The sequence below is a fragment of the Pseudoxanthomonas sp. JC1303 genome, from assembly GCF_058448525.1.
On the sequence record NZ_CP185958.1, the window covers coordinates 1,790,431 to 1,814,571 of the forward strand.

At 68.1% G+C, this 24,141-nt stretch carries 27 protein-coding genes; 9 read left to right on the forward strand and 18 right to left on the reverse strand.

The window, feature by feature from the left end; genetic code table 11:
* Positions 1–48: 48 nt before the first annotated feature.
* Both queF and ACORQU_RS07885 read right to left on the reverse strand, forming a co-directional pair.
* Entirely contained in the window at positions 49–867 is an 819-nt protein-coding gene (gene queF / locus ACORQU_RS07880) for an NADPH-dependent 7-cyano-7-deazaguanine reductase QueF (RefSeq protein ID WP_491644400.1), read from the reverse strand.
* Positions 864–1,199: a winged helix-turn-helix transcriptional regulator gene (locus ACORQU_RS07885; protein WP_491644402.1), complete on the reverse strand. Its 336-nt coding sequence runs from the start codon at positions 1,197–1,199 to the stop codon at positions 864–866. The genes queF and ACORQU_RS07885 overlap by 4 nt, the downstream gene beginning before the upstream one ends.
* A 128-nt stretch (positions 1,200–1,327) precedes the next feature.
* Between ACORQU_RS07885 and ACORQU_RS07890 the strand changes: the two genes are divergently transcribed.
* A complete protein-coding gene (locus tag ACORQU_RS07890) occupies positions 1,328–2,140 on the forward strand; it encodes an SDR family NAD(P)-dependent oxidoreductase (protein ID WP_491644403.1) in 813 nt (270 codons plus the stop codon).
* 22 nt (positions 2,141–2,162) lie between these two features.
* Here the strand turns inward: ACORQU_RS07890 and ACORQU_RS07895 are convergent, their stop codons facing one another.
* The 4 genes from ACORQU_RS07895 to ACORQU_RS07910 all read right to left on the reverse strand — a co-directional run bounded on the left by ACORQU_RS07895 (position 2,163) and on the right by ACORQU_RS07910 (position 6,527).
* Positions 2,163–3,158 carry an aldo/keto reductase gene (locus ACORQU_RS07895; RefSeq protein ID WP_491644405.1) on the reverse strand — a complete coding sequence of 332 codons (996 nt, stop codon included), beginning with the start codon at positions 3,156–3,158 and terminating at the stop codon, positions 2,163–2,165.
* A 239-nt stretch (positions 3,159–3,397) separates the two neighbouring features.
* Positions 3,398–4,393: an aldo/keto reductase gene (locus tag ACORQU_RS07900; RefSeq protein ID WP_491644407.1), complete on the reverse strand. Its 996-nt coding sequence runs from the start codon at positions 4,391–4,393 to the stop codon at positions 3,398–3,400.
* Between the two features lie 39 nt (positions 4,394–4,432).
* Complete coding sequence (locus ACORQU_RS07905; protein WP_491644409.1) at positions 4,433–5,437, reverse strand: aldo/keto reductase; 1,005 nt, start codon at positions 5,435–5,437, stop codon at positions 4,433–4,435.
* Positions 5,438–5,465: 28 nt separating this feature from the next.
* Positions 5,466–6,527 (reverse strand): aldo/keto reductase, encoded by a 1,062-nt coding sequence (locus tag ACORQU_RS07910; RefSeq protein WP_491644411.1) that lies wholly within the window; start codon positions 6,525–6,527, stop codon positions 5,466–5,468.
* Positions 6,528–6,624: 97 nt separating this feature from the next.
* On the opposite strand from ACORQU_RS07910, the gene ACORQU_RS07915 reads away from it, so the two are divergent.
* Positions 6,625–7,527, forward strand: coding sequence for a LysR family transcriptional regulator (locus ACORQU_RS07915; RefSeq protein WP_491644413.1), 903 nt, complete (start codon positions 6,625–6,627; stop codon positions 7,525–7,527).
* Between the two features lie 147 nt (positions 7,528–7,674).
* Here ACORQU_RS07915 and ACORQU_RS07920 read toward each other — a convergent pair whose 3' ends face one another.
* Complete coding sequence (locus ACORQU_RS07920; RefSeq protein WP_491644415.1) at positions 7,675–8,364, reverse strand: type 1 glutamine amidotransferase domain-containing protein; 690 nt, start codon at positions 8,362–8,364, stop codon at positions 7,675–7,677.
* A 99-nt stretch (positions 8,365–8,463) separates the two neighbouring features.
* On the reverse strand, positions 8,464–9,069 hold the full coding sequence (locus ACORQU_RS07925) for a TetR/AcrR family transcriptional regulator (RefSeq protein ID WP_491644417.1): 606 nt from the start codon (positions 9,067–9,069) through the stop codon (positions 8,464–8,466).
* 198 nt (positions 9,070–9,267) lie between these two features.
* Between ACORQU_RS07925 and ACORQU_RS07930 the strand changes: the two genes are divergently transcribed.
* Entirely contained in the window at positions 9,268–10,602 is a 1,335-nt protein-coding gene (locus ACORQU_RS07930) for an APC family permease (RefSeq protein ID WP_491644419.1), read from the forward strand.
* Positions 10,603–10,643: 41 nt separating this feature from the next.
* Here the strand turns inward: ACORQU_RS07930 and ACORQU_RS07935 are convergent, their stop codons facing one another.
* Positions 10,644–11,240, reverse strand: coding sequence for a CGNR zinc finger domain-containing protein (locus ACORQU_RS07935; protein ID WP_491644421.1), 597 nt, complete (start codon positions 11,238–11,240; stop codon positions 10,644–10,646).
* A gap of 120 nt (positions 11,241–11,360) precedes the next feature.
* Between ACORQU_RS07935 and ACORQU_RS07940 the strand changes: the two genes are divergently transcribed.
* Entirely contained in the window at positions 11,361–12,251 is an 891-nt protein-coding gene (locus ACORQU_RS07940) for an alpha/beta fold hydrolase (RefSeq protein ID WP_491644423.1), read from the forward strand.
* 62 nt (positions 12,252–12,313) lie between these two features.
* On the opposite strand, the gene ACORQU_RS07945 is transcribed toward ACORQU_RS07940, so the two are convergent.
* Complete coding sequence (locus ACORQU_RS07945; protein WP_491644425.1) at positions 12,314–13,210, reverse strand: LysR family transcriptional regulator; 897 nt, start codon at positions 13,208–13,210, stop codon at positions 12,314–12,316.
* A gap of 122 nt (positions 13,211–13,332) precedes the next feature.
* On the opposite strand from ACORQU_RS07945, the gene ACORQU_RS07950 reads away from it, so the two are divergent.
* From ACORQU_RS07950 to ACORQU_RS07965, 4 genes are all read left to right on the forward strand, one after another.
* Positions 13,333–14,070: an SDR family oxidoreductase gene (locus ACORQU_RS07950; protein WP_491644427.1), complete on the forward strand. Its 738-nt coding sequence runs from the start codon at positions 13,333–13,335 to the stop codon at positions 14,068–14,070.
* Positions 14,071–14,145: 75 nt separating this feature from the next.
* A complete protein-coding gene (locus ACORQU_RS07955; protein WP_491644429.1) occupies positions 14,146–15,069 on the forward strand; it encodes an SDR family oxidoreductase in 924 nt (307 codons plus the stop codon).
* Positions 15,069–15,557 carry a DUF1097 domain-containing protein gene (locus tag ACORQU_RS07960; RefSeq protein ID WP_491644431.1) on the forward strand — a complete coding sequence of 163 codons (489 nt, stop codon included), beginning with the start codon at positions 15,069–15,071 and terminating at the stop codon, positions 15,555–15,557. Before ACORQU_RS07955 ends, ACORQU_RS07960 begins: the two co-directional genes overlap by 1 nt.
* Before the next feature lie 100 nt (positions 15,558–15,657).
* On the forward strand, positions 15,658–15,873 hold the full coding sequence (locus tag ACORQU_RS07965; RefSeq protein WP_491644433.1) for a tautomerase family protein: 216 nt from the start codon (positions 15,658–15,660) through the stop codon (positions 15,871–15,873).
* 380 nt (positions 15,874–16,253) lie between these two features.
* Here ACORQU_RS07965 and ACORQU_RS07970 read toward each other — a convergent pair whose 3' ends face one another.
* The 5 genes from ACORQU_RS07970 to ACORQU_RS07990 all read right to left on the reverse strand — a co-directional run bounded on the left by ACORQU_RS07970 (position 16,254) and on the right by ACORQU_RS07990 (position 20,665).
* Positions 16,254–17,417 carry a serine hydrolase domain-containing protein gene (locus ACORQU_RS07970; protein WP_491644435.1) on the reverse strand — a complete coding sequence of 388 codons (1,164 nt, stop codon included), beginning with the start codon at positions 17,415–17,417 and terminating at the stop codon, positions 16,254–16,256.
* A 292-nt stretch (positions 17,418–17,709) separates the two neighbouring features.
* Positions 17,710–18,426: an SDR family oxidoreductase gene (locus ACORQU_RS07975; RefSeq protein ID WP_491644436.1), complete on the reverse strand. Its 717-nt coding sequence runs from the start codon at positions 18,424–18,426 to the stop codon at positions 17,710–17,712.
* A 50-nt stretch (positions 18,427–18,476) separates the two neighbouring features.
* On the reverse strand, positions 18,477–19,151 hold the full coding sequence (locus ACORQU_RS07980) for a peroxiredoxin-like family protein (protein ID WP_491644437.1): 675 nt from the start codon (positions 19,149–19,151) through the stop codon (positions 18,477–18,479).
* 67 nt (positions 19,152–19,218) lie between these two features.
* Entirely contained in the window at positions 19,219–19,989 is a 771-nt protein-coding gene (locus ACORQU_RS07985) for an enoyl-CoA hydratase/isomerase family protein (protein WP_491644439.1), read from the reverse strand.
* Positions 19,990–20,029: 40 nt separating this feature from the next.
* Positions 20,030–20,665, reverse strand: a complete 636-nt coding sequence (locus ACORQU_RS07990; protein ID WP_491644441.1) for a glutathione S-transferase family protein — start codon at positions 20,663–20,665, stop codon at positions 20,030–20,032.
* A gap of 117 nt (positions 20,666–20,782) precedes the next feature.
* Here ACORQU_RS07990 and ACORQU_RS07995 point away from each other — a divergent pair, with 117 nt between their 5' ends.
* Positions 20,783–21,676, forward strand: coding sequence for a LysR family transcriptional regulator (locus ACORQU_RS07995; RefSeq protein ID WP_491644443.1), 894 nt, complete (start codon positions 20,783–20,785; stop codon positions 21,674–21,676).
* Between the two features lie 108 nt (positions 21,677–21,784).
* On the opposite strand, the gene ACORQU_RS08000 is transcribed toward ACORQU_RS07995, so the two are convergent.
* The 3 genes from ACORQU_RS08000 to ACORQU_RS08010 form a co-directional block, all read right to left on the reverse strand.
* Entirely contained in the window at positions 21,785–22,540 is a 756-nt protein-coding gene (locus tag ACORQU_RS08000) for a glutathione S-transferase family protein (RefSeq protein ID WP_271647851.1), read from the reverse strand.
* A 239-nt stretch (positions 22,541–22,779) separates the two neighbouring features.
* The gene (gene purU / locus ACORQU_RS08005) at positions 22,780–23,628 is read right to left on the reverse strand and encodes a formyltetrahydrofolate deformylase (protein WP_271647850.1); all 849 of its coding nucleotides are present in this window, start codon (positions 23,626–23,628) and stop codon (positions 22,780–22,782) included.
* 44 nt (positions 23,629–23,672) lie between these two features.
* The gene (locus ACORQU_RS08010) at positions 23,673–24,101 is read right to left on the reverse strand and encodes an XVIPCD domain-containing protein (RefSeq protein WP_271647849.1); all 429 of its coding nucleotides are present in this window, start codon (positions 24,099–24,101) and stop codon (positions 23,673–23,675) included.
* Between the last annotated feature and the right edge of the window lie 40 nt (positions 24,102–24,141).

The following is a 24,141-nucleotide window of genomic DNA, read 5'->3' on the forward strand; positions in this document are numbered from 1 at the left end:
TCTACCGGTAAGCCCTCATCGCTGCCGTGGCGGCTCCCACCCCATAACTCACTGCCGCAGTTCGCGTATCGGCGCGGTGATGCCCGCCTCCCAGCCCGGGGTGATCCGCCATGGGTTGATGTCCAGTCCACCGCGGCGTGTGTAGCGCGCTTCCACCGATAGCTGCTGCGGGGCGCAGCGCGCCATCACGTCGGCGAAGATGCGCTCCACGCACTGCTCATGGAAGCCGGCGTGATCACGGAAGCTCACCAGGTAACGCAGCAGACCGGCACGGTCGATGCGCCCCCCGTCATAGCGCAGCACCACCGTGCCCCAGTCCGGTTGACCGGTGACCGGACAGTTGGACTTGAGCAGGTGCGAGACCAGGGTTTCGCTGGCGGCGTCCCCGGCGTCGGCCACCAAGTGCGTCGGATTCGGCGGCCCGTAATCGTCGATGTCCAGCTCCAGGGTGTCGATCAGCGTGCCCGGCTGCTCGCCGAACGGCGGCAGGCCAGCCTGCACCGTAACCTCACCACCGGCGCGGACCGACAGGTCGGCGGCCACGCGCGCGCAGACCGCTTGGACATCCTCAAAGCGCGTGGCATTGAGCGAGTTGAGGTAGAGCTTGAGCGACTTGGACTCGATCAGGTTCGGCGCCTGCGCCAGCACCGTCAGTGTCGCCGTCGCCACCTGCGGCTTGCCACGCAGATCCAGCCAGGCCAGCTCGTACGCATGCCAGCGGTCGTGGCCGGTGAAGGGCAGGGCGTCGGCATCCAGTCCGATCTCGGCGCGCGCCGCGGCGCGGGGAATGGGAAACAGCAGGTCAGGGTCGTACTGCGACGGATAGGCGACCTCGCGGCCGAGCAAGGAATCTTCGGGGGTGTTCATGTGCTTATTTTACGATAGCGCTTCGCTGACTGGAGCGAGGGCAGACAGCCCTGCGAGAACGCCCGCGCTGCACTAAGGACCGGCATCAGCTGCCTGCCGGTCTCCGAAATGCGGTATTCGACCCGCAGCGGTTTTTCCCTGAAGTCGATGCGTTCGACCAGCCCGTCCTGCTCCAGTTCGCGCAGGTGCTGGGTCAGCATCTTTTGCGAGACTCCTAACACGTCGCGCAGCAGCTGCGCGGTGCGTAGCGATGGATCGGCATAGAGGCGAAACAGGATCGGCAACTTCCATCGCCCCTGGATCATGCGGATCACCCGCGTGACATGGGCCACCGAGCCGTCTGGCCCCAGGCAGGCGGATCGGGCCGCGCTCGCGATAGGCACTTTTTCGTGCGTACTTGTCCCACCCACTGCATCACCCAACCATGGCGTCTCGAAGCGGAAGACATTGGAGCAGGCCTGTGGATTTACAACTCGCTGGAAGGGTGGCCCTGGTGACGGGCAGCAGCAAGGGCATCGGCGCCGCCATTGCCGGGACGCTTGCCCATGAAGGCGCCACGGTGGTGGTGCACGGGCGCGATCCGGTCCAGGCGCAACGTATCGCGCGCGGGATCTTGGAGGCAGGTGGCCGGGCGCATGTGGTCACCGGTGAGCTGACGGATGAGGCGGCGGTGGACCAACTGCTCAGCGCGGCACGACGGCAGGCCGGCCGAATCGACATCCTGGTCAACAACGCCGGGGGTTCCGGTGGCGTGCAGCAAACCTGGGAAGACACGCAGCCCGCGACGTGGCAGGCCTCCTACGACCGCAACGTACTGGCTGCCGTACGCGTCATCACGCGCGTCCTGCCGGACATGCGCCAGGCACGCTGGGGACGGGTGATCAACATCTCGAGCCTGGCTGCGTTGATGCCGCCGCCATCGCGGCCGGAGTATGCGGCCAGCAAGCTGGCGATGAATGCCATGACCGCCTCGCTGGCCAAGGCCGTTGCCAGCGAGGGCATCACGGTCAATGCAATCTCTCCCGGCACCATTCACAGTGCGGCGCTCGACCAGCGTTTTCGTGAGGTCGCGCGGGACGGCGGGGTACCGGAGGACGCACCGTGGGAAGAGGTCGAGCGCATGGCCCTGCCACACTTCGCCCAAGTGCCGGTTGGCCGTGTGGGAACGCTGGACGAGATCGCCGACGCGGTGGCCTACCTCGCCAGCACGAAGGCCGCCTACATCACGGGCATGAACCTGCGCGTGGATGGCGGCATGCTGCCTGGCCTCTGAGGTCTGAGAGCGCGGCCATCACTCAGCGGTTCAACGTCGCCATGCTGCTTTCCGGATAACGCGTGCCCGAGGCTGCGCCGGTTGGGAACACCGCTTCGATGGCGGCCAGGTCCTTCGCGTCCAGCCTCAGGTTCAGCGCGTCCAGGTTTTCGTCCAGATAGGCAGTGCGCTTGGTGCCGGGGATCGGGATCAGATCCTCGCCCTGCGCCAGCACCCAGGCCAGCGCGAGCTGGCCCGGGGTGACGCCCTTGTCGCGGGCGATGGCGTTGACCTTGTCCACCAGCGCCAGGTTGGCGGCGAAGTTGGCGCCCTGGAAGCGCGGGTGGTTGCGGCGGTTGTCGTCCTCGTCGAAGTCTTCCGGCGAGCGGATCGCGCCGGTGAGGAAACCGCGCCCCAGCGGTGAGTACGGCACGAAGCCAATGCCCAGCTCGCGCACGGTGGCCAGCACGTCGTTGTCCTCAGGATCGCGCGACCACAGCGAGTACTCGGTCTGCAGTGCGGTGATCGGATGGGTGGCATGCGCGCGGCGCAGGGTCGCCGGGGCAGCCTCGGACAGGCCGAGGAACCGCACCTTGCCGGCCTCGACCGCGCGCGCCATCTCGCCGACGGTGTCCTCGATCGGCACGGTCGGATCGACGCGATGCTGGTAGTACAGGTCGATGTGGTCGGTGCCCAGGCGCTTGAGGCTGGCCTCCAGGCTGGCGCGGACGTACTCGGGTCGGCCACTGACGCCGCTGGGCCGCGTCGCGCCGGGAGCGAAGGTGAAGCCGAACTTGGTCGCCAGGAACACCGCATCGCGCCGGCCGGCGATGGCCTTGCCCAGCAGGACTTCGTTGGTGTGCGGGCCGTACATGTCCGAGGTGTCCAGCAGCGTCACGCCGTGGTCGAGCGCGTGGTGGATCACCCCGATCGCGCTGGCATCGTCCACACGGTTGCCGTAGGACTGGCTCATGCCCATACAGCCCAGGCCCAGGGCGGAGACGGTGGGGCCGTTGCGGCCGAGGGTGCGGGTCTTCATCGCGGTAACTCCTGTGGGTCGAACGGATCGGTGCGTATTGTCCGTCCACGCGCCGACCGGTGACGTCGAGACAAGGCAATCACCGCGAATCGCATTGTTCCAGATGGTGCGCATGGCGCGGCCGGCCCCGGTGTGCCCGCGGGCCGGCTCCGCAGGCATCACGCCGCTGGTCGATGGCGAAACCGGCAACACGCGGCTCCGCGCGCAAGCACGGGGCGTTCGCGTGCCTGCACCCGGTATCACCGGCTCAGCGAGGACATCATCGTCTCGGGATAGCGCGTGCCGGACGCGGCGTCGGTGGGGAACACCGCTTCGATCGCGGCCAGGTCTGCCGTGCTCAGATGCACGTCCAGTGCGTCGAGGTTTTCCTCCAGGTACTGCAGGCGCTTGGTGCCCGGGATTGGCACCAGATCCTCACCCTGGGCCAGGACCCACGCCAAGGCCAGTTGGCCCGGCGTGCAGCCCTTGTCGGCGGCGATGGCGTTGACCTGGTCCACCAGCGCCAGGTTGGCGGCGAAGTTGCCGCCCTGGAAGCGCGGGCTGTGGCGACGGTAGTCATCGGCGTCGAAATCCTCTACCGAGCGGATCGCGCCGGTGAGGAAGCCGCGGCCTAGCGGCGAGTACGGCACGAAGCCGATGCCCAGTTCGCGCACCGTGTCCAGCACACCGTTGTCCTCCGGATCGCGCGACCACAGCGAGTATTCGGTCTGCAGCGCGGTGATCGGATGCACGGCATGCGCGCGGCGGATCGTCTCCGGCCCGGCCTCGGACAGGCCCAGGTAACGCACCTTGCCCTGTTCGACCAGGCGCGCCATCGCACCGACCGTGTCTTCGATCGGCACGGACGGATCGACACGATGCTGGTAGTACAGATCGATGTGATCCACGCCCAGGCGCTTGAGGCTGGCCTCGGCGGCGGCCTGCACATAGGCCGGGCTGCCGTCGATGCCGCGCACCGACGGATCGTCCGGGTCGAGCTTGATGCCGAACTTGGTGGCCAGGAACACCTGGTCACGCCGGTCGGCGATCGCCTTTCCGACCAACACCTCGTTGGTGTGCGGGCCATACATGTCGGCGGTGTCGAGCAGGGTGACGCCGCGCTCCAGCGCGCGGTGGATGACGGCGATGGACGCAGCGTCCTCTCCACGGCCGCCATAAAAGGCACTCATGCCCATGCAGCCCAGGCCGAGGGCGGAGACGGTGGGGCCGTTGCGGCCCAGCGTGCGGGTCTTCATGCGGAAACTCCTGACGGAACGAAAAGGGGGGAGGGCAGCTCAATGGCCGCGATCGACCAGTGCCAGCTCAGTCGCGCCGTAGCGCGGGCCGGCGACATCGGGCTGGAACACCGCGTCCAGCCGCGCCAGCGCGTCGGCATCGAGCACCAGCGTGGCGGCACCGGCGTTGTCCTCCAGATACTTGCGGCGCTTGGTGCCGGGGATGGGCACGATGTGCTCGCCCTGCGCCAGGACCCAGGCCAGGGCGACCTGGGCTGGGGTGGCGCCCAGGTCGGCTGCGATGGCCTTGACCGTGTCGGCAAGACGCAGGTTGGCGGCCAGCGCCTCGGCCTGGAAGCGCGGATTGCTGCGGCGGAAGTCGCCCTCGCCGAGCTGGTCCTGCGCGGTGATCGCGCCGGTGAGGAAGCCGCGCCCCAGCGGCGAGAACGGCACCAAGCCGATGCCCAGGTCGCGGACCGTGTCGAACACGCCGTTGCCTTCCAGCTCGCGCGTCCACAGCGAGTACTCGCTCTGCAGCGCGGTGATCGGATGCACGGCGTGCGCGCGCCGCAAGGTGTCGGCCGAGACTTCCGAAAGTCCCAGGTAGCCCACTTTGCCTTCTTGGACCAGGCGCGCCATCGCTCCGACCGTGTCTTCGATCGGCGTGGCCGGGTCCAGGCGATGCAGGTAGTACAGGTCGATATGGTCAGTGCCCAGGCGCTGCAGGCTGGCTTCGACCGCCTGGCGCACGTACGCGGGCGCTCCGTCGACCTTCGGCCCCTGCGCGGTGCCGAACTGGCCGCTGTTGGCGATGAAGCCGAACTTGGTGGCCAGGAACACGCGCTCACGCCGGCCCTGCAGCGCCCGGCCAACCAGCTGCTCGTTGCTATGCGGGCCGTAGATGTCGGCCGTATCCCAGAAGTTGATGCCCAGCTCCAGCGCGCGGTCCAACGTGGCCAGCGACTCGGTGTCGTCGTAGCCGCCGTAGGCGTGGCTCATGCCCATGCAGCCCAGGCCCAGGGCGGAGACGGTGGGGCCGTTGCGGCCTAGCGTGCGGGTCTTCATGTCGATGCTCCTTTGCGTGGAATCGGAATCAGGCGCGCGGCTCCAGCCGCGTGGTGCCGAACAGGTTGCGCATCACCAGGGGCGAGCGCAGGAAGTCGTGCGGGAATGGCGCCGGACATGCGCTGGCATCGTCCAGGCGCGCGCATTGCGCAGGCGTGAGGTGGACCTCGAACGCGCCCAGGTTGTCTTCCAGCTGCGCCAGCGTGCGCGCCCCGATGATGGGGATCGCGCCCGGGCCGGGCCGCTGCAGGGCCCAGGCGAGGGCGATCTGTGCCGCGCTGTGGCCGGTCTCGGCGGCGACCGCGCGCACCACCGCGGCGATGTCCAGCGCACGTGGGGTGAGCGCGCCATTGGCGATGGCCACTTCGCGGCGCGTGCCGGTCGGTCCGGCCTCGGCCGGTGGCGTGAGATCGGCCGCGCCGTACTTGCCGGTCAGTACGCCACCGCCCAGCGGCGACCAGGCCACCACGCCCAGGCCGAGCGCTGCGGCCATCGGCAGCAGCTCGTGCTCGACGCTGCGCTGGAGCAGGCTGTATTCGACCTGCAGCGCCACCAGCGGGCTCCAGCCTCGCAGGTCGGCCAGGGTCTGCATGCGCGCGACCTGCCAGGCCGGCGTGTCGGAGATGCCGGCATACATGACCTTGCCGGCGCGCACCAGATCATCGAAGGCGCGCATCACTTCCTCCACCGGCGTGGTGCCGTCCCAGGCGTGCAGGTAGAGCAGGTCCAGGGCATCGGTGTTCAGCCGCTTGAGACTGGCCTCGACCCCGCGCAGCATCGCGCGGCGATGGTTGCCACCGGCGTTGGGGTCGGCCGCGTCCATGCTCAGGCTGTACTTGGTCGCCAGCACCACGCGCTCGCGCCGGTGCCGCAGCAGCTTGCCCAGCAGCGTTTCGGCGCTGCCGAAGGTGTAGAAGTTCGCGGTGTCGATGAAGTTGCCGCCGCGTTCCAGATAGGCGTCAAGGATGCGGCCGGCCTCGGCTTCATCCGCGCCCCAGCCCCAGTCCTGGCCGAAGGTCATCGTGCCCAGGGCCAGCGGGCTGACACGCAGGCCGGAGCGGCCCAGCAGGCGGTAATGGTCGAGCGACATGGCGGTCACCGCGTGGGGAGGGATGAACAGGATCGCCCCCGGGCGCCATGTGGATAAACTGGGCCAATCCGCATCTGCCTTGAAGTCCAGCTTCACAATGTCGCCCAGTCCGCTCCCCGCCGTCGTCGCTTTCAGCCGCGTCGCCCACCATGCCAGCTTCAGCCGTGCGGCCGACGAGCTGGGCGTCAGCCCATCGGCGCTGTCCCAGACCGTGCGCGCGCTGGAGCGCCAGCTCGGCGTGCGCCTGCTCAACCGGACCACGCGCCGGGTGGGCCTGACCGAACACGGCGCGCGCTTCCTGGAACAGGTGCGGGTGGGGCTGGACCAGATCGATGCGGCCTTCCAAGACCTGGACGCCGTGCGCGATACGCCGGCCGGGCTGCTGCGCATCACCTTGCCGCGGCTGGTGGCCGAACGCCTGGTGATGCCGCGCCTGCCCGAGTTCCACGCGCGCTATCCGCAGGTGCAGGTGGAGCTGTTCGTGGACCGCTACATGGTCGACCTGGTGGCCGAGGGCTTCGATGCCGGCGTGCGCCTGGGCGAGTCGCTGGCGCGCGACATGGTGGCGCTGCCGATCGGACCGATGCACCGCCAGGTGGTGGTCGGCACGCCGGACTACTTCGCCCGTCACGGCGTGCCGCAGACGCCGGCCGACCTGGTGCATCACGCCTGCATCGTGCACCGGCTCACCAGTGGTCGGCTGATGCCGTGGGAGTTCACCGGCGACGGACGCGATTTCGAGGTCGAGGTGCACGGGCCGCTGATCAGCAACGACAGCGAGGTCGCTTACGCGGCCGCGCGCGGCGGCATGGGGCTGGTGCAATCCTTCAGCGAATTCGCGCAGGCCGACCTGGCGGCCGGTCGGATGGTCAGCGTGCTGGAGGACTGGCAGCAGCCGTTCGCCGGCTTCCACATCTACTACCCGGCGCGCGAGCACCTGCCGCCGAAGCTGCGGGTGTTCGTGGATTTTCTGCGCGAAGGGCCGACGGATCGGGGCTAATGGGCTGGTGCAGGACCCGTTGGTCGGTCGGCACAGGCCCACGCCTTCGCGGAGAAAGCGTGGGCCTGCCCAGGGGGACCGGCATTGGATGCGTCCTTTCGAGACGAGGGGCATCCCGCGTCCAGCCCGGCCGGTCTCACCGATGGATCAAGCCGCCGATGCCGACAGTTGCTTCAGCAGCAGGTTGGCGGCCTCTTTGGATGAACCGGGATTCTGGCCGGTGATCAGCAGGCCGTCGCTGACCACATGGCTGCTCCAGTCCTCACCCTTGGAATACAGCCCGCCCTTGGCCTTGAGTTCGTCCTCGACCAGGAACGGCACGATCTCGGTCAGCTGTACCGCCGCTTCCTCGCTATTGGTGAAGCCGGTGACCTGCTTGCCCTGGACCAGCGGTTGGCCATTGGCGGCCTTGACGTGGCGCAGCACGCCGGGCGCATGGCAGACCAGGGCCACCGGCTTGCCGGCGCCGATGAAGGACTCGATCAGGCCGATGGAGGTGCGGTCTTCGGCTAGGTCCCACAGCGGGCCGTGGCCACCAGGATAAAAGACCGTATCGAAATCGGCCTGCGACACGCTGTCCAGGCGCACGGTGTTGGCCAGCTGCGCTTTGGCGTCGGCATCGGCCATGAAGCGGCGGGTGTCATCGGTCTGCGCATCGGGCGAGTCGCTCTTGGGGTCCAGCGGTGGCTGGCCGCCCTTGGGCGAGGCCAGCACGATCTGGGCGCCGGCGTCTTTGAACACGTAGTACGGGGCGGCCAGCTCTTCCAGCCAGAAGCCGGTCTTCTTGCCGGTGTCGCCGAGTTGGTCGTGCGAGGTCAGAACCATGAGGATCTTCATGTGGTTGCTCCTGTTGACAGTGGATCGAACGTACTAAGTAGACCGGTCGTCTAGGGTGGAGGCGTGCGATGTCGCGTGCGAGTCGAGTGCGGCCGGGGGTTACTGGGGAAGCTGGAGGAGCTGGCGGGTCGTGGCCATCGCCGCCTGGAACGGCTGGACGTCGCGCGAGACCTTGACCAGCACGCTGGCACCGAGCCACAGCTGGTACAGGCTCTGGGCCACCTGCCGCGGCTGGCCCTGGATCGAGAGCGAACCTTCGCCGACCCCGGCCTCCAGCGCAGCGGTCAGACGATCCACGATGCCCGACGTGCCGCGTTGCATGGCCAGGCGCATCGGTTCGGACAGATCCGCCACCTCCGCGCCCAGCTTCACCGCCAGGCATTTGCCCTGGCAGTGGGCGAAGGACTGGGTGTCCTGCCAGTTCTGGAAGTAGCGCTTCAGGCGCTGGGCGATGGTCAGCCCCGGCAGACGCAAGGTGGCATCGATCTCGGCCAGATACGCGGCGAAATAGCGTTCCAGCAGCGCCTGGCCATACGCGTCCTTGGATGCGAAGTAGTGATAGAACGACCCCTTAGGCACGCCTGCGGCGTCCAGGATTTCCTTCAGCCCGACCGCGGAAAACCCCTTGGCGGCCATGGTCTGTTGACCTATCTCCAACAGGGACTCACGCACGTCCTTGGTCTGGGGAGTCATCGCAGCGTTCATGCGTCTACCTTACCGAAAAGTAGACCAGTCGTCTAGCGGCGCTTTCGGTGCATTGAATATGCTTCGTACGGGCGGGTCCTCGGCTGCCGGCCGGGATGAGGCGGCTGCGGGATCGGATGGAACCCTGAAGGCCGTTGCTGAACCTCGCGCGCGGGCGCCGGCCGTGCGAGGCTGCGCCGTCCTGTCGAACCCCCTTCCATGCCAAGCCAACCCACCCCCAAACCCCTGCAGGGCGACGCCGCCCTGATCCGCGCCGTGGGCGCCTTCGCCCTGACCGCGGCGGTGATCAACATCATCGTGGGCGGGGGCATCTTCCGCATGCCGGCCACCCTGTCGCTGCAGATGGGCGCGGCCGCGCCGCTGGCGCTGCTGGCCGGCGCGTTGGCGATCATCCCGGTGACCCTGTGCTTTGCCGCCATCGGCAGCCGCGCCAGCGCCACCGGCGGGCCGTATACCTACGTGGGCACCACGTTCGGGCCGTTTGCGGGGTTCATCGCCGGCTCCCTGATGTGGATCGGCAATGTCGCTTCCAGTGCGGGGGTGGCCGCGGCCCTGTCCAGCCAGGTCGCCAACCTGATCCCTGCGCTGGGCACGCCGACCGCGCGCATGGCGTTCCTTACGGCGGTCTATGGGCTGATGTTCGCGCTCAACGCGTTCGGGGTGAAGCTGGGCTCGCGCGCCATCGCCACGCTGGCCACGATCAAGCTGACGCCGCTGTTCGTCCTGGTGGCGTGCGGGATCTGGTTCGTGGACTGGAGCCAGGTGAGTTTCCTGCCCGGAGAGGTGCCGTCCTGGGGCGCGCTGGGCATGTCGATGGTGCTGGTGATCTTTGCTTATTCAGGCGTGGAGACCGCGCTGATTCCGTCTGGTGAAGTGCGCGACCCTTCGCGCAACGTGCCGCGCGCGACGATGGTGGCCATCCTGCTGGTGGTGGCGCTTTACCTGGGCTTGCAGATCGTGGGCCAGGGCCTGCTCGGGCCGGCCCTGGCCAACAGCGGCGTGCCGCTGGCCGAGACCGCCGCGGCGTTGTGGGCACCAGCGCGGGTGCTGTTGCTGATCACGGCCTGTGTCTCGATGGCCGGCTTCCTGCTGGGCAACCTGCTGGCCTCTTCGCGCTCGTTGTTCGCGCTGGGCCGCGACGGCTTCCTGCCCTCGGCCTTCGCCAAGGTGACGCCGCGCCACCGCGTGCCGCTGCTGGCGCTGGTGGTGCACGCACTGCTGGCATGGTCGCTGGCGCTGGGCGGCAGCTTCGATGCGCTGGCGCTGGTGTCCGGCGGGTCCAACTGCCTGGTCTACCTGCTGGTCGCCATCGCCGCCTGGCAGGCGCAGCGCCTGGACCTGCGCGAGCGCGGCGAACCCTTCGTGCTGTGGGGTGGCCCGCTGATCCCGCTGCTGGCGGTGGCCGCAATGGCCGCCATCGTCACCACGCTCTCCTCGAAGGAATGGCACGCCATCGGCGTCGCGCTGTTCGTGTTGGTGCTGATCTACGGCGTCCTGCGTGCGCTGGGACGCAAGGTGCGCGTGGGCGACTGAGGCGCCGTCGACCGACTGACGCGCTGCGGCAAGGGACGCCGTTACGACGCGGTGTCGCTGTTGCGTTTTCTGAATTGTGCGGCCTTATGCCGGTTGCCGCACTGGGCCATGCTGCACCAGCGGCGCTTGTGCGACTTGGTGCGGTCGTAGAACCAGAGGATGCAGTCGGGGTGCTCGCATTGCTTGACGAGCGCGAAATCGCCCTCGACCAGCAGCGTGGCCACTGACTCGGCAACCGGCCCAAGCCGTGCCGCTGCATCGTCACCCGCCGCCCGTCGCTGCAGCACGAGGTGGCCGTCGATGTCGTGCGCCAGATGCGGCGTGCTGCGGTACGCGTGCAGATGCTGGTTGAGGTCATCGAGCTGCACGGCCTGGCCCGCCTTGCGACTGACGACAAGTGCGCGCGTGAGCGCGCGCAGCGACCGGGCCTGCGTCAGCAACGCCGCCTGGCTGCGCGCGTCCGGCTCAGCGGCTTCGAGCCCCAGGCGCGACAGCCATGCGCTCACGTCCGCGCCCGTGCGCCACAGATCGACGTCCTGGCCTTGGCTGCGCACCTGCGTGTTGAGCAGATCCATCGCCCAGTGATCGCCCACCAGCGGCGGTTCACCCGGGGCGGGATCGCGTCGTGCCTCGCTCATCAACATAACCTCTTAAATACCGATTGATAGGTTATCACGGGCACGCCTAGACTGCGGGCAAGTAACCTTCAAAAGTGATTTTGAAAGGTTACTCTCAACCCATCCGCAAAGGAATTCCTCATGAGCATCACACCCGCTCTGGCTGCCGCCGTTCCGGTGCACCACCACACGCTCGACGTGCAGGGCGTTCGCCTGTTCTATCGCGAGGCCGGACCTGCGAACGCGCCCACTGTCCTGCTGCTGCACGGCTTCGGCGCCTCGTCCTACATGTTCCGCAACCTGATTCCCGTGTTGGCGCAGCGCTATCACGTGCTGGCACCGGACCTGCCGGGCTTCGGCCAGACCGAGGTCGCGGCCGGGACGCGCTTCGACTACACGTTCGACCGGCTGACCTCGGTCATCGACGCCTTTACCGCAGCCAAGGGCGTCGACCGCTACGCCCTCTATGTCTTCGACTACGGCGCGCCGGTGGGCTGGCGGCTGGCCGTGCAGCATCCGGACAAGATCACCGCGATCGTCAGCCAGAACGGCAACGCCTACGAAGTAGGTCTGAGCGAGGGCTGGGCCGATGCGCGCACCGCCTGGGCGCATCCGACCGCCGAAAACCGCGAGGCGCTGCGCCACTTCAACACGCCCGAGATGATCCGGTGGCAGTACGAGGAAGGGGTCAAGGAGCCCTCGCTGATCGCGCCGGAAACGTATCAGCTGGCCTCGGCGGCGATCGCCCGCATCGGCGAGGCGCCGCAGATCGACCTGCTCGCCAACTACGGCGAGAACGTCAAACAGTACCCGCAGCTGCATGCGTACTTCCGCCAGTACCAGCCGCCGTTGCTGGCCATCTGGGGCGAGCATGATCCGTTCTTCGTCCCCGCGGGCGCGGAAGCCTTCAAGGGCGATCTCCCCGAGGCGCAGGTGCAGTTCCTGGACACGGGACACTTCGCGATCGAGACGCACGGCGATGCGATTGCCAAGGCGATGCTGGAATTCCTGGATCGCAACCTCACGCGCTGACCGTGGGCGCCGCCGCGTCGTTGCACGTGGCAGCGCGCTTCTGCGCTCAAACGACGCGCCGGTCAGCCCAGCGCCTCGGCATACACCTGGGTGATCCATTCCACGAACACCCGCACGCGTGGCGGCGGGTTGCGGCTGGGCAGCAGCAGGTGCACGGGAATCGGCGGTGGGGCCCAGTCGGCGAGCACCTGCACCAGCGCGCCGCTGGCCAGTTCATCGGCCACGCCCAGTGGCGGGATCTGGATCAGCCCGTATCCCCGCACGGCGGCGGCCACGTAGCTGCGCGACTCGTTGACCTTCAACCAGCCCCCGATGGGGAAGTCGCGCGGCTTGCCGTCGACGAGAAACGCAAACGGATAGTCGATGTCGTGGTTGGGCGCGAAGAAGCCCACCGCCTGGTGCTGGGCCAGCTGTTCGGGATGGGTGGGCGTGCCGTGTTCGGCCAGGTAGGCGGGGCTGGCGCAGACCACCTCGTGCAGGGTGGCCACCCGCCGAGCCACCAGGGAGGAGTCACGCAGCGGCCCGCTGCGCAGCGCGCAGTCCACGCCTTCTCGCACCAGGTCCACCAGCCGGTCGCCGCTGCTGATCACCAGCGCGATGTCCGGATAGCGCGCGTGGAACTCGTGCAGGCGCGGCAGTACCACTTGCACCGCGTGGCTGCCGTGCATCTCCACGCGCACCTGACCGCGCGGGCGGGCGGCAACGTTGCGCACGGCGCCTTCGGCCTCCTCCAGCTCGGCCAGCAGGTGCACGCAGCGCTCGTAGAAGGCCTGGCCATCGACGGTGGTGCGCACCTGGCGCGTGGTGCGCTCCAGTAGGCGGCTGCCCAGGCGGGCCTCCAGCTGCTTGATCGCATGGGTGGCGGTGGCCCGGGGCAGGTCCAGCTCGGCCGCCGCGCGGGTGAAGCTGCCCAGCTCCACGATGCGGACGAACAGGTGCAGGGAATCGAAGCGGTCCATACGCACTATTGTTGTCCCAGATTGAATGGTTCTGGCAACTGCCGCTGGTTTATCCAAGCAGGGCCAATGGCCAGACTGTCCCCATCCCGCCGGCCCGACCGGCACACGATGAGGATTTCGCCATGAGCACTTCGAACAAGACCGCGCTGGTCACCGGCGCTTCCCGCGGCATCGGCCGCGCCATCGCCCAGCGCCTGGGCGCCGATGGCTTCAACGTGGTGGTGGGGTATGCCGGTAACGCGGCCAAGGCCGCCGAAACGGTGGATGCCATCGTCGGCGCCGGTGGCCAGGCCATCGCGGTGCAGGCCGACGTGGCCGACGCTGCGGCCGTGGCGGCCCTGTTCGCGCAGACCGTCGAGCGCTTCGGACGCGTGGATGTGGTGGTCAACAGCGCCGGGGTGATGGACATGGCGCCGGTCACGGCCGAGAGCCTGGACAAGTTCGACGCGATGGTCGCCACCAATCTGCGTGGCGCCTTCCTGGTGCTGGGCCAGGCCGCCCAACATGTGGCCGAGGGGGGACGCATCGTGGCGCTGTCCACCAGCGTGATTGCCAAGTCCTTCCCTGGCTACGGCCCGTACATCGCCACCAAGGCCGGTGTGGAAGGCCTGGTCAAGGTCCTGGCCAACGAGTTGCGCGGCCGCAACATCACCGTCAATGCCGTGGCCCCCGGCCCGACCGGGACCGAGTTGTTCCTGACCGGCAAGAGCGAGGAACAGATCGCCCAGCTGGCCAAGCTGCCGCCGCTGGAGCGCCTGGCCACGCCGGAGGACATCGCCGCCGTCGTGGCCTTCCTCGCCGGCACCGACGGCAGCTGGGTCAACGCCCAGGTGCTGCGCGCCAACGGCGGTTTCGCCTAAGCACCAACGCCGCTTCCTACCGCTGCATTCCACACAGGCGCTGCCGCCAGGCAGCGTCGACGGAGTCCCCATGCCATGAACACGCACCAAGACAAGCAGGTCATCCTGATCACCGGCGCTTCCAGCGGCTTCGGCGCCCTGGGCGCCCGTGCCCTGGCCGCCGCCGGCCATACCGTCTACGCCAGCATGCGCGACATCGCCGGCCGCAACGCGCCGCAGGTGCAGGCGTTGCGCGAACACGCCAGCCGCCACGGCGTCGACCTGCGCGCGCTGGAACTGGACGTGCAATCGCAGGCATCGGCCGATGCCGCCATCTCCCAGGTCATCGCCGACCACGGCCGCCTGGACGTGCTGGTCCACAACGCGGGGCACATGGTGTTCGGCCCGGCCGAAGCCTTCACGCCCGAGCAGTACGCCCAGCTCTACGACGTCAACGTGCTGGGCACCCAGCGGGTCAACCGCGCCGCGTTGCCGCACCTGCGCGGCCAGCGCAGCGGGCTGCTGTTGTGGGTGGGCAGCTCCAGCACCCGCGGCGGCACGCCGCCGTTCCTGGCGCCGTACTTCGCGGCCAAGGCCGGCATGGATGCGCTGGCGGTGAGCTACGCCAGCGAGCTGGCGCGCTGGGGCATCGAGACCAGCATCCTGGTCCCGGGCGCCTTCACCCAGGGCACCAACCACTTCGCCCACAGCGGAACACCGGCCGACACCGCACGCGCGGCCGAGTACGCCGAGGGCGCAACGCGCGGGCTGGCGCAGCAGGCCAACGACGGTCTTGCGGCGGCCGAGCCACCGGACAGCGACGTGGCCGAGGTCGCCAGCGCGATGGTCGGCATCGTCAACACGCCGGCGGGCCAGCGACCGTTCCGCGTGCATGTCGATCCGTCCGATGACGGCGCGGCGGTGGTCAATGCCGTGGCCGACCGCGTGCGCGCCGAGTTCCTGCGCCGTATCGGTCTAGGCGATCTGCTGCGCCCACAGATCCCGCGCGAGGTGGCGTGATGTCCGCACCTGCCCAGAGCCTGCCGCGCACCTTGGGCGAATCGGCGATCGCCGCGGCCGCCGCCGGCACGGCCACGCTGCTGATCGAGGTCCCGGTCTGGGCGATGTTCATCGGCTGGATCGGCTATTTCTCGCGCGGTCTCAACCTACGCCAGGGCCTGTCGAACCTGAGCTGTGTGCTGGCGGGTCTCCCGATCGGCGTGGTGGCCTCCATGGCATTGGCGGCACTGGCGTCGTCACTGGGCGCGGCCACCTTGCCAATGGTGGTGTTCGTGGTCGCGCTGGTGGTGCTGACCGCCTCGCGCGTGACGCCTTTGAACAATCCGTTGGCTTACTTCCTCGGCCTGGTCTGCTGGTTCGCCGCGCACCAGCCGCCCTCGGTGCGATTGCTGCTGGAACTGGCCACAGCGGTGCTGCTGGGCTCGATCGCCGGCTGGTTGGCCGCAAGCCTTCCGCATCGTGTGGGTCACGGCCGTACGGCGGCCTGATTGCATGTCCTGCGCGGCGCACGCCGCCGGCCGCGCAGGGGCGTATGACAGGCGGCATCCATGCGCACTTTCGATTAACCCCTCTCTGGAATTCGCTACCATGCCCTTTGCCAACTACAAGTTCCCCGAAGGCCTCCTCGATACCGCCCGCAAGGAAGAGATCATCCACCGCACCACCGCCATGTTCGTCGAATACTTCGGCGAAGGTGTTCGCCCCTACACGATGGTGCTGGTCGACGAAGTCGCCGACGGCGGCTGGGGTCGTGCCGACGAGACCCTGACCCTGGAGAAGATGGGCTTGCCGCCCAAGACCTAATCGCCGCCTTGAGCCGGTGGGTCCCCGGTCGCTGCCGCAGTTCGCTGATGGCAGCGGCCGGGCCATGTGGACGCGCACCATCGCCGGCAAGATCCACGCGCCCTAGCGGCCGACAAGCCTCAGGCGTCTCGTCAACGGCGGTGCGCGGTCAGGGACGTTCCCATTCGCTTGTCGACACTAACGCGATCTCCACCGAGGCAACCCGGCTCGCCTCGTCGACGCGCCCACGCAGGCACCGCGCGCATCGATGCCCCGCCGGGGACTGTCCTTGAAAGCTGGCCAATCCTAAACGACGCCCATACGATGCCCTTCCCTACTACAAGCCTGTGTCTTGCTACAGGTGGAAGATCGCGCTTCTCGTTGAGGCGATCGCCGTAGGCCTACTGTGGCGAATCGGGCACCTTGGCCGCCCCATACTCCCAGCGATACGGAACACCGGTTTCGCCGAGCGCCACGCGCACGAGGGCGGGAAACGCAGTTTCGATCCGGACATCGTTGCCCAGCACCAGCAGGCAGCGCTGGCGCTCTTCCAGGCAGACCAGCGTGTTGGCGGTGACTTCGTTGTGGCCACCCTTTAACCATCCCCGTCCCTGGGGGCCGGTGAAGGCAATCACGCCGAGGGCGGCCTTGGCCGAGGTCTGCTCGGCGGCAGGCGCCTGGTTGTCCAGCGTGGGGAACTGGCTCTTGCTGGTGATGGGCTGGGTGCCTGCGGCGAAGGCCTGGCGCCACTTCGGCGGAAGCCCTTCCCCGCGCACCATGGCGGCCGCCATCTTGGCCAGATCCTGGATGGTCGTGTCCATGGAGCCCGCTGCGCGGACCCGGCTGCGGTCGTCGTGCGGCTCGATCTTGCCGGCTTCGTCCCAGCCATCGGCGAGGTTGCCGCCGAAGCTGTCCTGCCAGATCAGGCTGGTGCGCGTCATCCCCAGGGGCTTGAAGAAGCGCGCCTGCAGTTCGCCTTCCACGCTCAGGCCAAGGCCCTGCTCGATGCCGAACTGCAGCAGCGAGATCCCTTCTCCCGAGTAGGCATAGCGGCTGCCTGGGTCGAAATGGAACCGCAGCTTCTGATCGGGCTCCAGGTCGGCGAAATTGGCGAAGCCGGTGCTGTGGTTGAGCGCGTGGCGGGGCGTCACGCGCTTCCAGCGTGCATCGGCCGCCAGGTCGCCCCAGTGGCCGTAGGCATCCAGGTTGCCGTAGCTTGGCAGTGGCTCGGGAAGCATCCTGGCGATGGGCGTATCGAGATCCAGCTTGCCTTCGGACGCGAGCTGCGTGACCAGATAGCCGAACACGGCCTTGGTCAGGGAGGCCCCATACATGATGGTGTCGGGCGTGAGCGGGTCGCCCTTGGCGTTGCGCGCCCCGTAGGTCTGGACATAGGCCACCTGTCCTTCGTCGATCAGGGCGATGGCGGCACCTTGCGCATGGGTGCGGGCCATCGCTGCCCTGACGGCCTCGTCGATCTGCGCGTTGGACGTCCGCGCCCAGGCACCGGTGGCCATCAGCGCAACGAACGTCCCCAACAGCAGGCGGAAAGAATCCCTACGCATGGCTGCCTCCGATTCCTTGGTTGAACGACCGTGATCAGCGAGAAGCTTGCGCGCAGTAGTACAGCAGACCAAGGGCGATGTCCTAGATCCAAAGTCATCCCACGGAGGGCGGAGGGGACTTGGCGGCCCTCGTGCTGCCCTTTTCGGAGACGAGTTGCTCAAACCCGCATTGAGCAGCGACGGGATGTGACCCCGCTCCTCGACTCCATGGAAATCAGGCCGGAGCCTGACTTCGGTTCGCCTGGGACCTGCGAGGAAGCCCGCCTGGCGCAGACGTCATGACCGAGCGCCGCTAAATTGCCAGCTTGCCGATGGAGGCGCCGCCATCGACATGCAGCGTCTGCCCGGTAATGAAGCCCGCATCCTCGGTCAACAGGAATTCGATTGCTGCGGCAATCTCCTCCGGTGTCCCGAAGCGCCCCATCGGAACACCGGCAAGATAGCGGTGTTCGCCGGCGCTTCCCTGGGGATTGTTGGCACGAAACAGTTCAGTCTCGGTGGGTCCGGGCGCGACCGTGTTGACGGTGATGCCAGTGCCCGCAAGCTCCAGCGCCCACGTGCGGCTGAAGCTGACCAGCGCCGCCTTGGCGGCCGCATAGGCGGTACGCTGCGTCGTGCCGAGCACGGTCAGGCTGGCGATGTTGACGATACGGCCCCAGCCACGCGCCTGCATGCCTGGGAGCGTGGCCTGGACGGCCAGCAGCGCCGGATGCAGGTTGAGCTGCATGACCGCATCGAGATCGGCCAGCGTCGTGTCGGCCAGCAGTGCCGGACGCACCAGCCCGACGTTATTGACCACGCCATCCAGGTCGAAGCGCTCGGCGACCACGGCGAAGGCGGCCGCGGCGGCGATATCGTCGCCCAGATCGACGGGGATGAAGGCTCCCGGAAACGAGGGTGGCGCGTTCCGCGCCATGCCGATGACATGGTGGCCATCGGCGGCAAGCCGCTCGGCGAGCGCCAGGCCAATGCCCTTGCCGGCGCCGGTAATCAGGAAAGTACGGGACATGAGGGTTCCTTGCGGCACGGCCGCGATCACGCGGGCGTGCCTTTGATGGATCAGGCGGCGCGGCTGGCGAGCTGGTGCAGGACAGGCAGCAGTTCGGAGGGATCCGGGCGCAAGGTGTAGTCCGGGTTGACCTCCGCATAGACGATCGTGCCGTCCTGGGCGATCACGTAGCGCGCCGGCATCGGCAGGGTCCAGCTGTCGTCGCCATTGAACGCCGGCAGGTCGTTGCGCATGGACGCGTACAGGTCCACCAAGTAATCCGGCAGGGCAAAGCGCAAACCGAACGCAGCCGCGACTGCATTGCCCGGATCGGACAGGATCGGGAAGTCCAAGCCGTTTTGCCGCACCGACTTGCGGCTGTTGGCGGCAATCTGCGGCGAGATGGCCACGACGCTGGCGCCGGTGGCAGTGAGCTCGGGCAGCGCCGCCTGCAGGGCCTGCAGTTCCATGTTGCAGTACGGGCACCACACCCCGCGGTAGAAGCTAATGATCATCGGGCCGCGCTGCAGCAGCTCGGCCGAGGAGACCTGCTTGCCATCGGGGTCGTTGAGGATGAAGTCCGGTGCGCGGTCACCGGCCTTGCGTGCGCGCTGTGCGGCGCCGGAGGCGATCAGCTCGGCCGTGGCCTTGTGCATGGTGTCGATGACCGAGCGCGGCACGCTGTAAGGCGGCTTGCCGGCTTCGAAATCCGCCTTGAAGGCGTCGAGTTTGTCTTGCAGGGTCATGGGTGTACTCCAGGGATGTCGGGACGGGAAGCGCGCGGCATGGCGCGGAGCCACGCCGCGCATGAGGTCAGCTGGCCTGCGCCGCGTTGCGGGCGACCTCGGCGGCGCTGATGCCTTCCAGCGCCAGGCCGTAGCCGGCGCCTTCATCGACGATGCGGCGCAGCTTCTGGGTCAGGGCGATGCGGGTGTAGCGCGCGGTCAGCGGCGGCAGCGCTGCCAGCGAGGCGGCGATGTCGTGTGCGCGGACCAGCAGCTGGTCGGCCGGCACGATCTCGTTGACCGCGCCCCATTCCTTTGCGGTCTGCGCGTCCAGCACCTGGCGGGTGAGGATGAAATGGCGGCCGCGGATGCTGCCGACCACTTCGGGCCACAGCAGGTTGACGCCATCGCCCGGCACGATGCCGAAGTCGAAGTGCGGCTTGTCCTGGAACACCGTCTCCGGCGTGGCCAGCACGATATCGGCCAGCAGCGCGTACTCGGAGTGCAGCAGGACCGGACCGTTGAGCGCGGCAATCAGCGGCACCTCGATGTCGAGTAGGTTCATCAGGACCTTCTTGCCCTCGCGGAAGATCTTGTCGTAGCCGCGTGGGGTGAAGAAGTCGAAGCCATCCGGACTGATCGCATCCATGAAGGCATCGCCGCTGCCGGTGAGGATCACCACGCGGTTGTCCGGATCCGAGCCGATGTCGTGGAACAGGTCGACGAACTGTTCGTGGGTGTGGCCGTTGAAGACCAGCTTGCCGCCGTCGGTGTGCAGGGCGACCTCCAGCACGCCGGCAGGCGTACGGGTCAGGCGGGCATTGGGATAGGCGTTGCGGTAGCGATCGAAGCGGGACATGGGTGTGCCTTGGTTGGTGGGGGTTGGGGACGGGAACGGATCAGGGAGCGGGGACGAGGGCGTTGACGCGTGCGATGGCGCGCTGCACGGCCGGACGCGCTTCGATGGCGGCGTACCAGCGCTGCAAATGCGGGAAGTCCTCCAGCGCAATGCCGGCAAACGCGCGACGCCAGAACCAGCCGAAGTGGGCGATGTCGGCGATGGAATAGGTGTCGCCGGCGACCCAGGTGCGTTCGGCCAGCAGGCCGTCGAGCAGTGCGCTCACGCGGCGGGCCTCGTCGGCAAAGCGCTGCAGCGCCAGCGGCTGCGGTTCGGGGGCAAGGGTGCGGAAGTAGCCGGCGTTGCCGAACGCCGGGCTCACCGCCGAGGCGTGGAAGAACAATTGTTCGAAGACCCGTGCACGCGCCTGCGGCTCGGTGGGCAGCAGCTGCCCGGCGGTCTCGGCCAGGTGCATCAGGATCGCGGCGGACTCGGTGAGCACCTGGCGCTGCCCGGCGGCATCGGTCTGCACCAGCACCGGCACCTTGGCGTTGGGGTTGAGCGCGCGGAACGCGTCCTGGCGCTGCGCGCCCTGCTTCACGTTAATCGTGTGCAGGGCGTAGTCCAGCCCCAGTTCCTCCAGCGCGATCGGGACCTTGACGCTGTTGGGGGTGGCGAATGCGTAGACCTCGATCATGACAGGCTCGTGTGCTTTGAAGGGCGGCGGGCGCCCGGTGCAGCAAAGTCTGGACACCACGTGCTCGGAATGGCAGACAGGTAGAATCGATAATCCTCATTCCCGGCAGGAATAGCCTTGGATCGTCTGCAGGCCATGTCCACCTACGTCCAGGTGGTCCAGACCGGATCGTTCTCCGCCGCCGCCCGTGTGTTGCGCCTGGGCCAGCCCGCGGTCTCCAAGACCATTGCCCAGCTCGAACAGCACCTGCAGGTGCGCCTGCTGATGCGTTCGACCCAGGGCCTGACCCCAACCGAAGCGGGTCTGCGCTTCTACGAGCACGCGCAAGTGGTGCTGCAGGAGGTGGAAGAAGCCGAGCTGGCCGCGCGTGGTGCCGGCGCCAACCTGTCCGGCCGGCTGCGCGTCTCGGCTGCGACCACCTTTGCGCGGCTGCACGTCATCCCGGCGTTGCCCAGGTTCCTGGAGGCACATCCCGAGCTTGAGATCGACGTGGTGCTGGATGATCGGCCGATCGACCTCATCGGCGAAGGCATCGATGTCTCGCTGCGCATGGGCCGACTGGCCGACACCGGGCTGGTCGCACGTCGACTTGCCAGGACACGACGCCTGGTCATCGCGAGTCCGGCCTATCTCGCGCGCGCCGGTCGACCGAAGACCCCGGCCGATCTTGCCGCGCACCAGACCCTGGTCTTCAGCCAGCAGGACAGCACCTGGGAGTTCCAGCGCGCCGGCCGCAGCGTCTCGGTCAGCGTCCGCGGCCGGGCCCGTTTCAGCGCCGCCGAAGGCATCCGCACCGCGGTGCTGGCCGACATGGGCCTCACCATCGCATCCGAATGGATGTTCACGCCCGAGCTCGCCGATGGCCGCGTCCAGGCGGTGCTGTCGGACTGGTCGCTGCCGGACATCGACCTGTGGGCGGTGTTCCCCAGCGGCCGCATGGCCACGGCCAAGGCCCGCGCATTTGCGGAGTTCGTCGAGGTGGCTGTCAATCAGGCAGGAGATTCAGGCTAGGCCACGCTCCACGCTTGGTTGCGATTGACCGGCTTCTGCTTCCGGCGTCGTGGCCCGTGGGTCAGCTACCCGCGTGGCCCCGAAACACCCGACGCCTTCCCGGCCCGCTCAATCCAGCCGCATCACGCCCTTGCGGGGCGTCATGGTGCCGAGGGTGTCCGCGCTCAGCGGTTCGCCCATCGACAGCAGCAGGTCGCGCTGCTCGGGCAGGGGCACCCGGGCGACGGCGTCCTCGATCCTGGCCAGCCGCGCGAACTCCGGCAGGGACAGCACCCGCTGTAGCCAGGCGGCGGTCAACGGCCAGCGCGTGGCATCGACCTCCACGCGCACCATCGCCGCGTTGCGAAAGAAGCTGGCGATGGTGATGTCGGCGATGGACAGTGCCCCCAGCACAAAGCCATCGGACGGCATCTGTGCCTCCAGCCAGTCCAGGCTGGCCGGCAATTCCACATCGCGCGCACGGTTGAAGCGCGCCTCGTCCAGCGGCTCCTTGAACAGGAATCGCTTGGGCCCGCGTTGGTAGAACATGTCGGTGACGATGACTTCGCCCAGGCGCGCATCGGCGTATTCCTCCAGCCAGCGCGCCTGCGCGCGCTCACCCAGGTCGGCCGGGTAGAGCGACGGCGTCGGATGGCGCTCCTCCAGGTACTGGCAGATCACCGTGGAGTCGTTGATGACCCGCTTGCCGTCGATCAGCACCGGGATGCGCCGCAACGGACTGAGCTGCTGGAAGGCGTCGCCGCCCAGGAACGGGGCAATGGGATCGATGCTGTAGCGCAGGCCCTTGTGGGCCATCACTACCAGCACCTTGCGCACGTAGGGCGAGATGTAGCTGCCCACGATGTGATAGACCGGCTCGTGCATGTGATCCTCGTAGACGACGTGGATGCCCCAGCCTAGCGCGATCGCGGTGTGGGAGCCGCCATGGCGGCGAAAGGCCCCACCGGGGAAGCCTCATCGCTGCCATGGCGACTCCCACGCGCATTGCGGTCAGCGTTTGCCGCGCTTCTCCAGCAGCAGCTTGATTCCCACCGCCACCAGGGCGATGACCAGCCCGGCGGCCATCGCGATCAAGGCCAGGCTCAGCAGCTGTCCCCAGCCCATCATCGGAACACCACGGTGCGGTGGCCGTTGAGCAGGATGCGGTGCTCGACATGGCGGCGCACGGCGCGCGCGAGCACCACCGACTCGATGTCGCTGCCCAGGCGGACCAGGTCGCGCGGGGTCATGGCATGGTTCACGTGGGCGATGTCCTGTTCGATGATCGGGCCTTCATCCAGGTCCGGGGTTACGTAGTGCGCGGTGGCGCCGATGATCTTGACCCCGCGCGCGTGCGCCTGGTGGTAAGGCTGGGCGCCCTTGAAGCTGGGCAGGAAGCTGTGATGGATGTTGATCGCGCGTCCGGCCAGGGCCTGGCACAGATGCGGGGAGAGAATCTGCATGTAGCGCGCCAGCACCACCAGGTCGATGCGCTCGCGTTCGACCAGGTCGATGATCGCCTGCTCCTGGGCTTGGCGGTTGGACGCATCGACAGGAAGATGGTGGAACGGCACGTCGTAGGAGGCCGCAAGCGGGCCGAAGTCGGCGTGGTTGGAGGCGACCGCGGCGATCTCCACCTTCAGTTGCCGGCTGTGGGTGCGGAACAGCAGGTCGTTGAGGCAGTGGCCCTGCTTGCTGACCAGGACCAACAGCCGTGCCTTGGCGTTGGCGTCGTGCAGCTGCCAGTCCATGCCGAACGCCTCGCCCAACGGCGCGAAGCGCGCGCGCAGCGCCTCGATGTCCAGCGCCTGCGGCAGATCGAAATGCACGCGCAGGAAAAACCGGCCGCTCTCGGCGTCGCCGAACTGTTGCGCGTCCAGGATGTTGCAGCCGGACTCGAACAGCAGGCCGCTGACGCGGTAGACGATGCCGGTGCGATCCGGGCAGGACAGGGTGAGGATGTGGTCACGCATAGGCCGCGCATCTTACGCGGACCCCGCGCGCGGTCGCGACGGTTTCAGTCGTCGTCTTCTTCGGCGTGGCCGCGCTTGTTGCGCCGGCGTCGCCGCGCGTTGGCGGCATCGAGCCGGCGCAGCGAATCGGCCACCGGCGTGCCGGTCGCCTCGTCGGTGCTGATGAAGGCGCGCTTGTGCGCGGGATCGTCCAGCCGGCCCTGCACCAGGAACACGTTTTCGCCCTGTTCGACCAAGCCGATGTGGCGGCTGAGCACCACGTGGTCGACGCGCCGGAAGCCCTTCTCGCGGGCCAGCGGCATCAGCCGCGCGATCATGCGCGCGCTGGCCTCGTCCGGCGCGCGGCCGACTTCCGCATCCAGCTGGTGCACGCCGCGTGCGATCTGCGCGTACAGCCGGTGCTCGGGATGCTCGGGATGGTCCGGGCCGATCACCTCGGAGGTGTGGGCCTGCGCGGGTGTGGCCGCCGTCATTGCGGCGCTCGCTCCTGGCAGGGGCTCACGTGGCGATGGT

What these genes read in the sequence shown, in the direction of transcription:
- queF (WP_491644400.1), bottom strand. Translation starts at nt 867, where the DNA reads ATGAACACCCCCGAAGATTCCTTGCTCGGCCGCGAGGTCGCCTATCCG.
- ACORQU_RS07895 (WP_491644405.1), bottom strand. Translation starts at nt 3,158, where the DNA reads ATGAAGACCCGCACCCTCGGCCGCAACGGCCCCACCGTCTCCGCCCTG.
- ACORQU_RS07900 (WP_491644407.1), bottom strand. Translation starts at nt 4,393, where the DNA reads ATGAAGACCCGCACGCTGGGCCGCAACGGCCCCACCGTCTCCGCCCTC.
- ACORQU_RS07905 (WP_491644409.1), bottom strand. Translation starts at nt 5,437, where the DNA reads ATGAAGACCCGCACGCTAGGCCGCAACGGCCCCACCGTCTCCGCCCTG.
- ACORQU_RS07910 (WP_491644411.1), bottom strand. Translation starts at nt 6,527, where the DNA reads ATGTCGCTCGACCATTACCGCCTGCTGGGCCGCTCCGGCCTGCGTGTC.
- ACORQU_RS07915 (WP_491644413.1), top strand. Translation starts at nt 6,625, where the DNA reads ATGTCGCCCAGTCCGCTCCCCGCCGTCGTCGCTTTCAGCCGCGTCGCC.
- ACORQU_RS07920 (WP_491644415.1), bottom strand. Translation starts at nt 8,364, where the DNA reads ATGAAGATCCTCATGGTTCTGACCTCGCACGACCAACTCGGCGACACC.
- ACORQU_RS07925 (WP_491644417.1), bottom strand. Translation starts at nt 9,069, where the DNA reads ATGAACGCTGCGATGACTCCCCAGACCAAGGACGTGCGTGAGTCCCTG.
- ACORQU_RS07930 (WP_491644419.1), top strand. Translation starts at nt 9,268, where the DNA reads ATGCCAAGCCAACCCACCCCCAAACCCCTGCAGGGCGACGCCGCCCTG.
- ACORQU_RS07935 (WP_491644421.1), bottom strand. Translation starts at nt 11,240, where the DNA reads ATGAGCGAGGCACGACGCGATCCCGCCCCGGGTGAACCGCCGCTGGTG.
- ACORQU_RS07940 (WP_491644423.1), top strand. Translation starts at nt 11,361, where the DNA reads ATGAGCATCACACCCGCTCTGGCTGCCGCCGTTCCGGTGCACCACCAC.
- ACORQU_RS07945 (WP_491644425.1), bottom strand. Translation starts at nt 13,210, where the DNA reads ATGGACCGCTTCGATTCCCTGCACCTGTTCGTCCGCATCGTGGAGCTG.
- ACORQU_RS07950 (WP_491644427.1), top strand. Translation starts at nt 13,333, where the DNA reads ATGAGCACTTCGAACAAGACCGCGCTGGTCACCGGCGCTTCCCGCGGC.
- ACORQU_RS07955 (WP_491644429.1), top strand. Translation starts at nt 14,146, where the DNA reads ATGAACACGCACCAAGACAAGCAGGTCATCCTGATCACCGGCGCTTCC.
- ACORQU_RS07960 (WP_491644431.1), top strand. Translation starts at nt 15,069, where the DNA reads ATGTCCGCACCTGCCCAGAGCCTGCCGCGCACCTTGGGCGAATCGGCG.
- ACORQU_RS07965 (WP_491644433.1), top strand. Translation starts at nt 15,658, where the DNA reads ATGCCCTTTGCCAACTACAAGTTCCCCGAAGGCCTCCTCGATACCGCC.
- ACORQU_RS07970 (WP_491644435.1), bottom strand. Translation starts at nt 17,417, where the DNA reads ATGCGTAGGGATTCTTTCCGCCTGCTGTTGGGGACGTTCGTTGCGCTG.
- ACORQU_RS07975 (WP_491644436.1), bottom strand. Translation starts at nt 18,426, where the DNA reads ATGTCCCGTACTTTCCTGATTACCGGCGCCGGCAAGGGCATTGGCCTG.
- ACORQU_RS07980 (WP_491644437.1), bottom strand. Translation starts at nt 19,151, where the DNA reads ATGACCCTGCAAGACAAACTCGACGCCTTCAAGGCGGATTTCGAAGCC.
- ACORQU_RS07985 (WP_491644439.1), bottom strand. Translation starts at nt 19,989, where the DNA reads ATGTCCCGCTTCGATCGCTACCGCAACGCCTATCCCAATGCCCGCCTG.
- ACORQU_RS07990 (WP_491644441.1), bottom strand. Translation starts at nt 20,665, where the DNA reads ATGATCGAGGTCTACGCATTCGCCACCCCCAACAGCGTCAAGGTCCCG.
- ACORQU_RS08000 (WP_271647851.1), bottom strand. Translation starts at nt 22,540, where the DNA reads ATGCACGAGCCGGTCTATCACATCGTGGGCAGCTACATCTCGCCCTAC.
- purU (WP_271647850.1), bottom strand. Translation starts at nt 23,628, where the DNA reads ATGCGTGACCACATCCTCACCCTGTCCTGCCCGGATCGCACCGGCATC.
- ACORQU_RS08010 (WP_271647849.1), bottom strand. Translation starts at nt 24,101, where the DNA reads ATGACGGCGGCCACACCCGCGCAGGCCCACACCTCCGAGGTGATCGGC.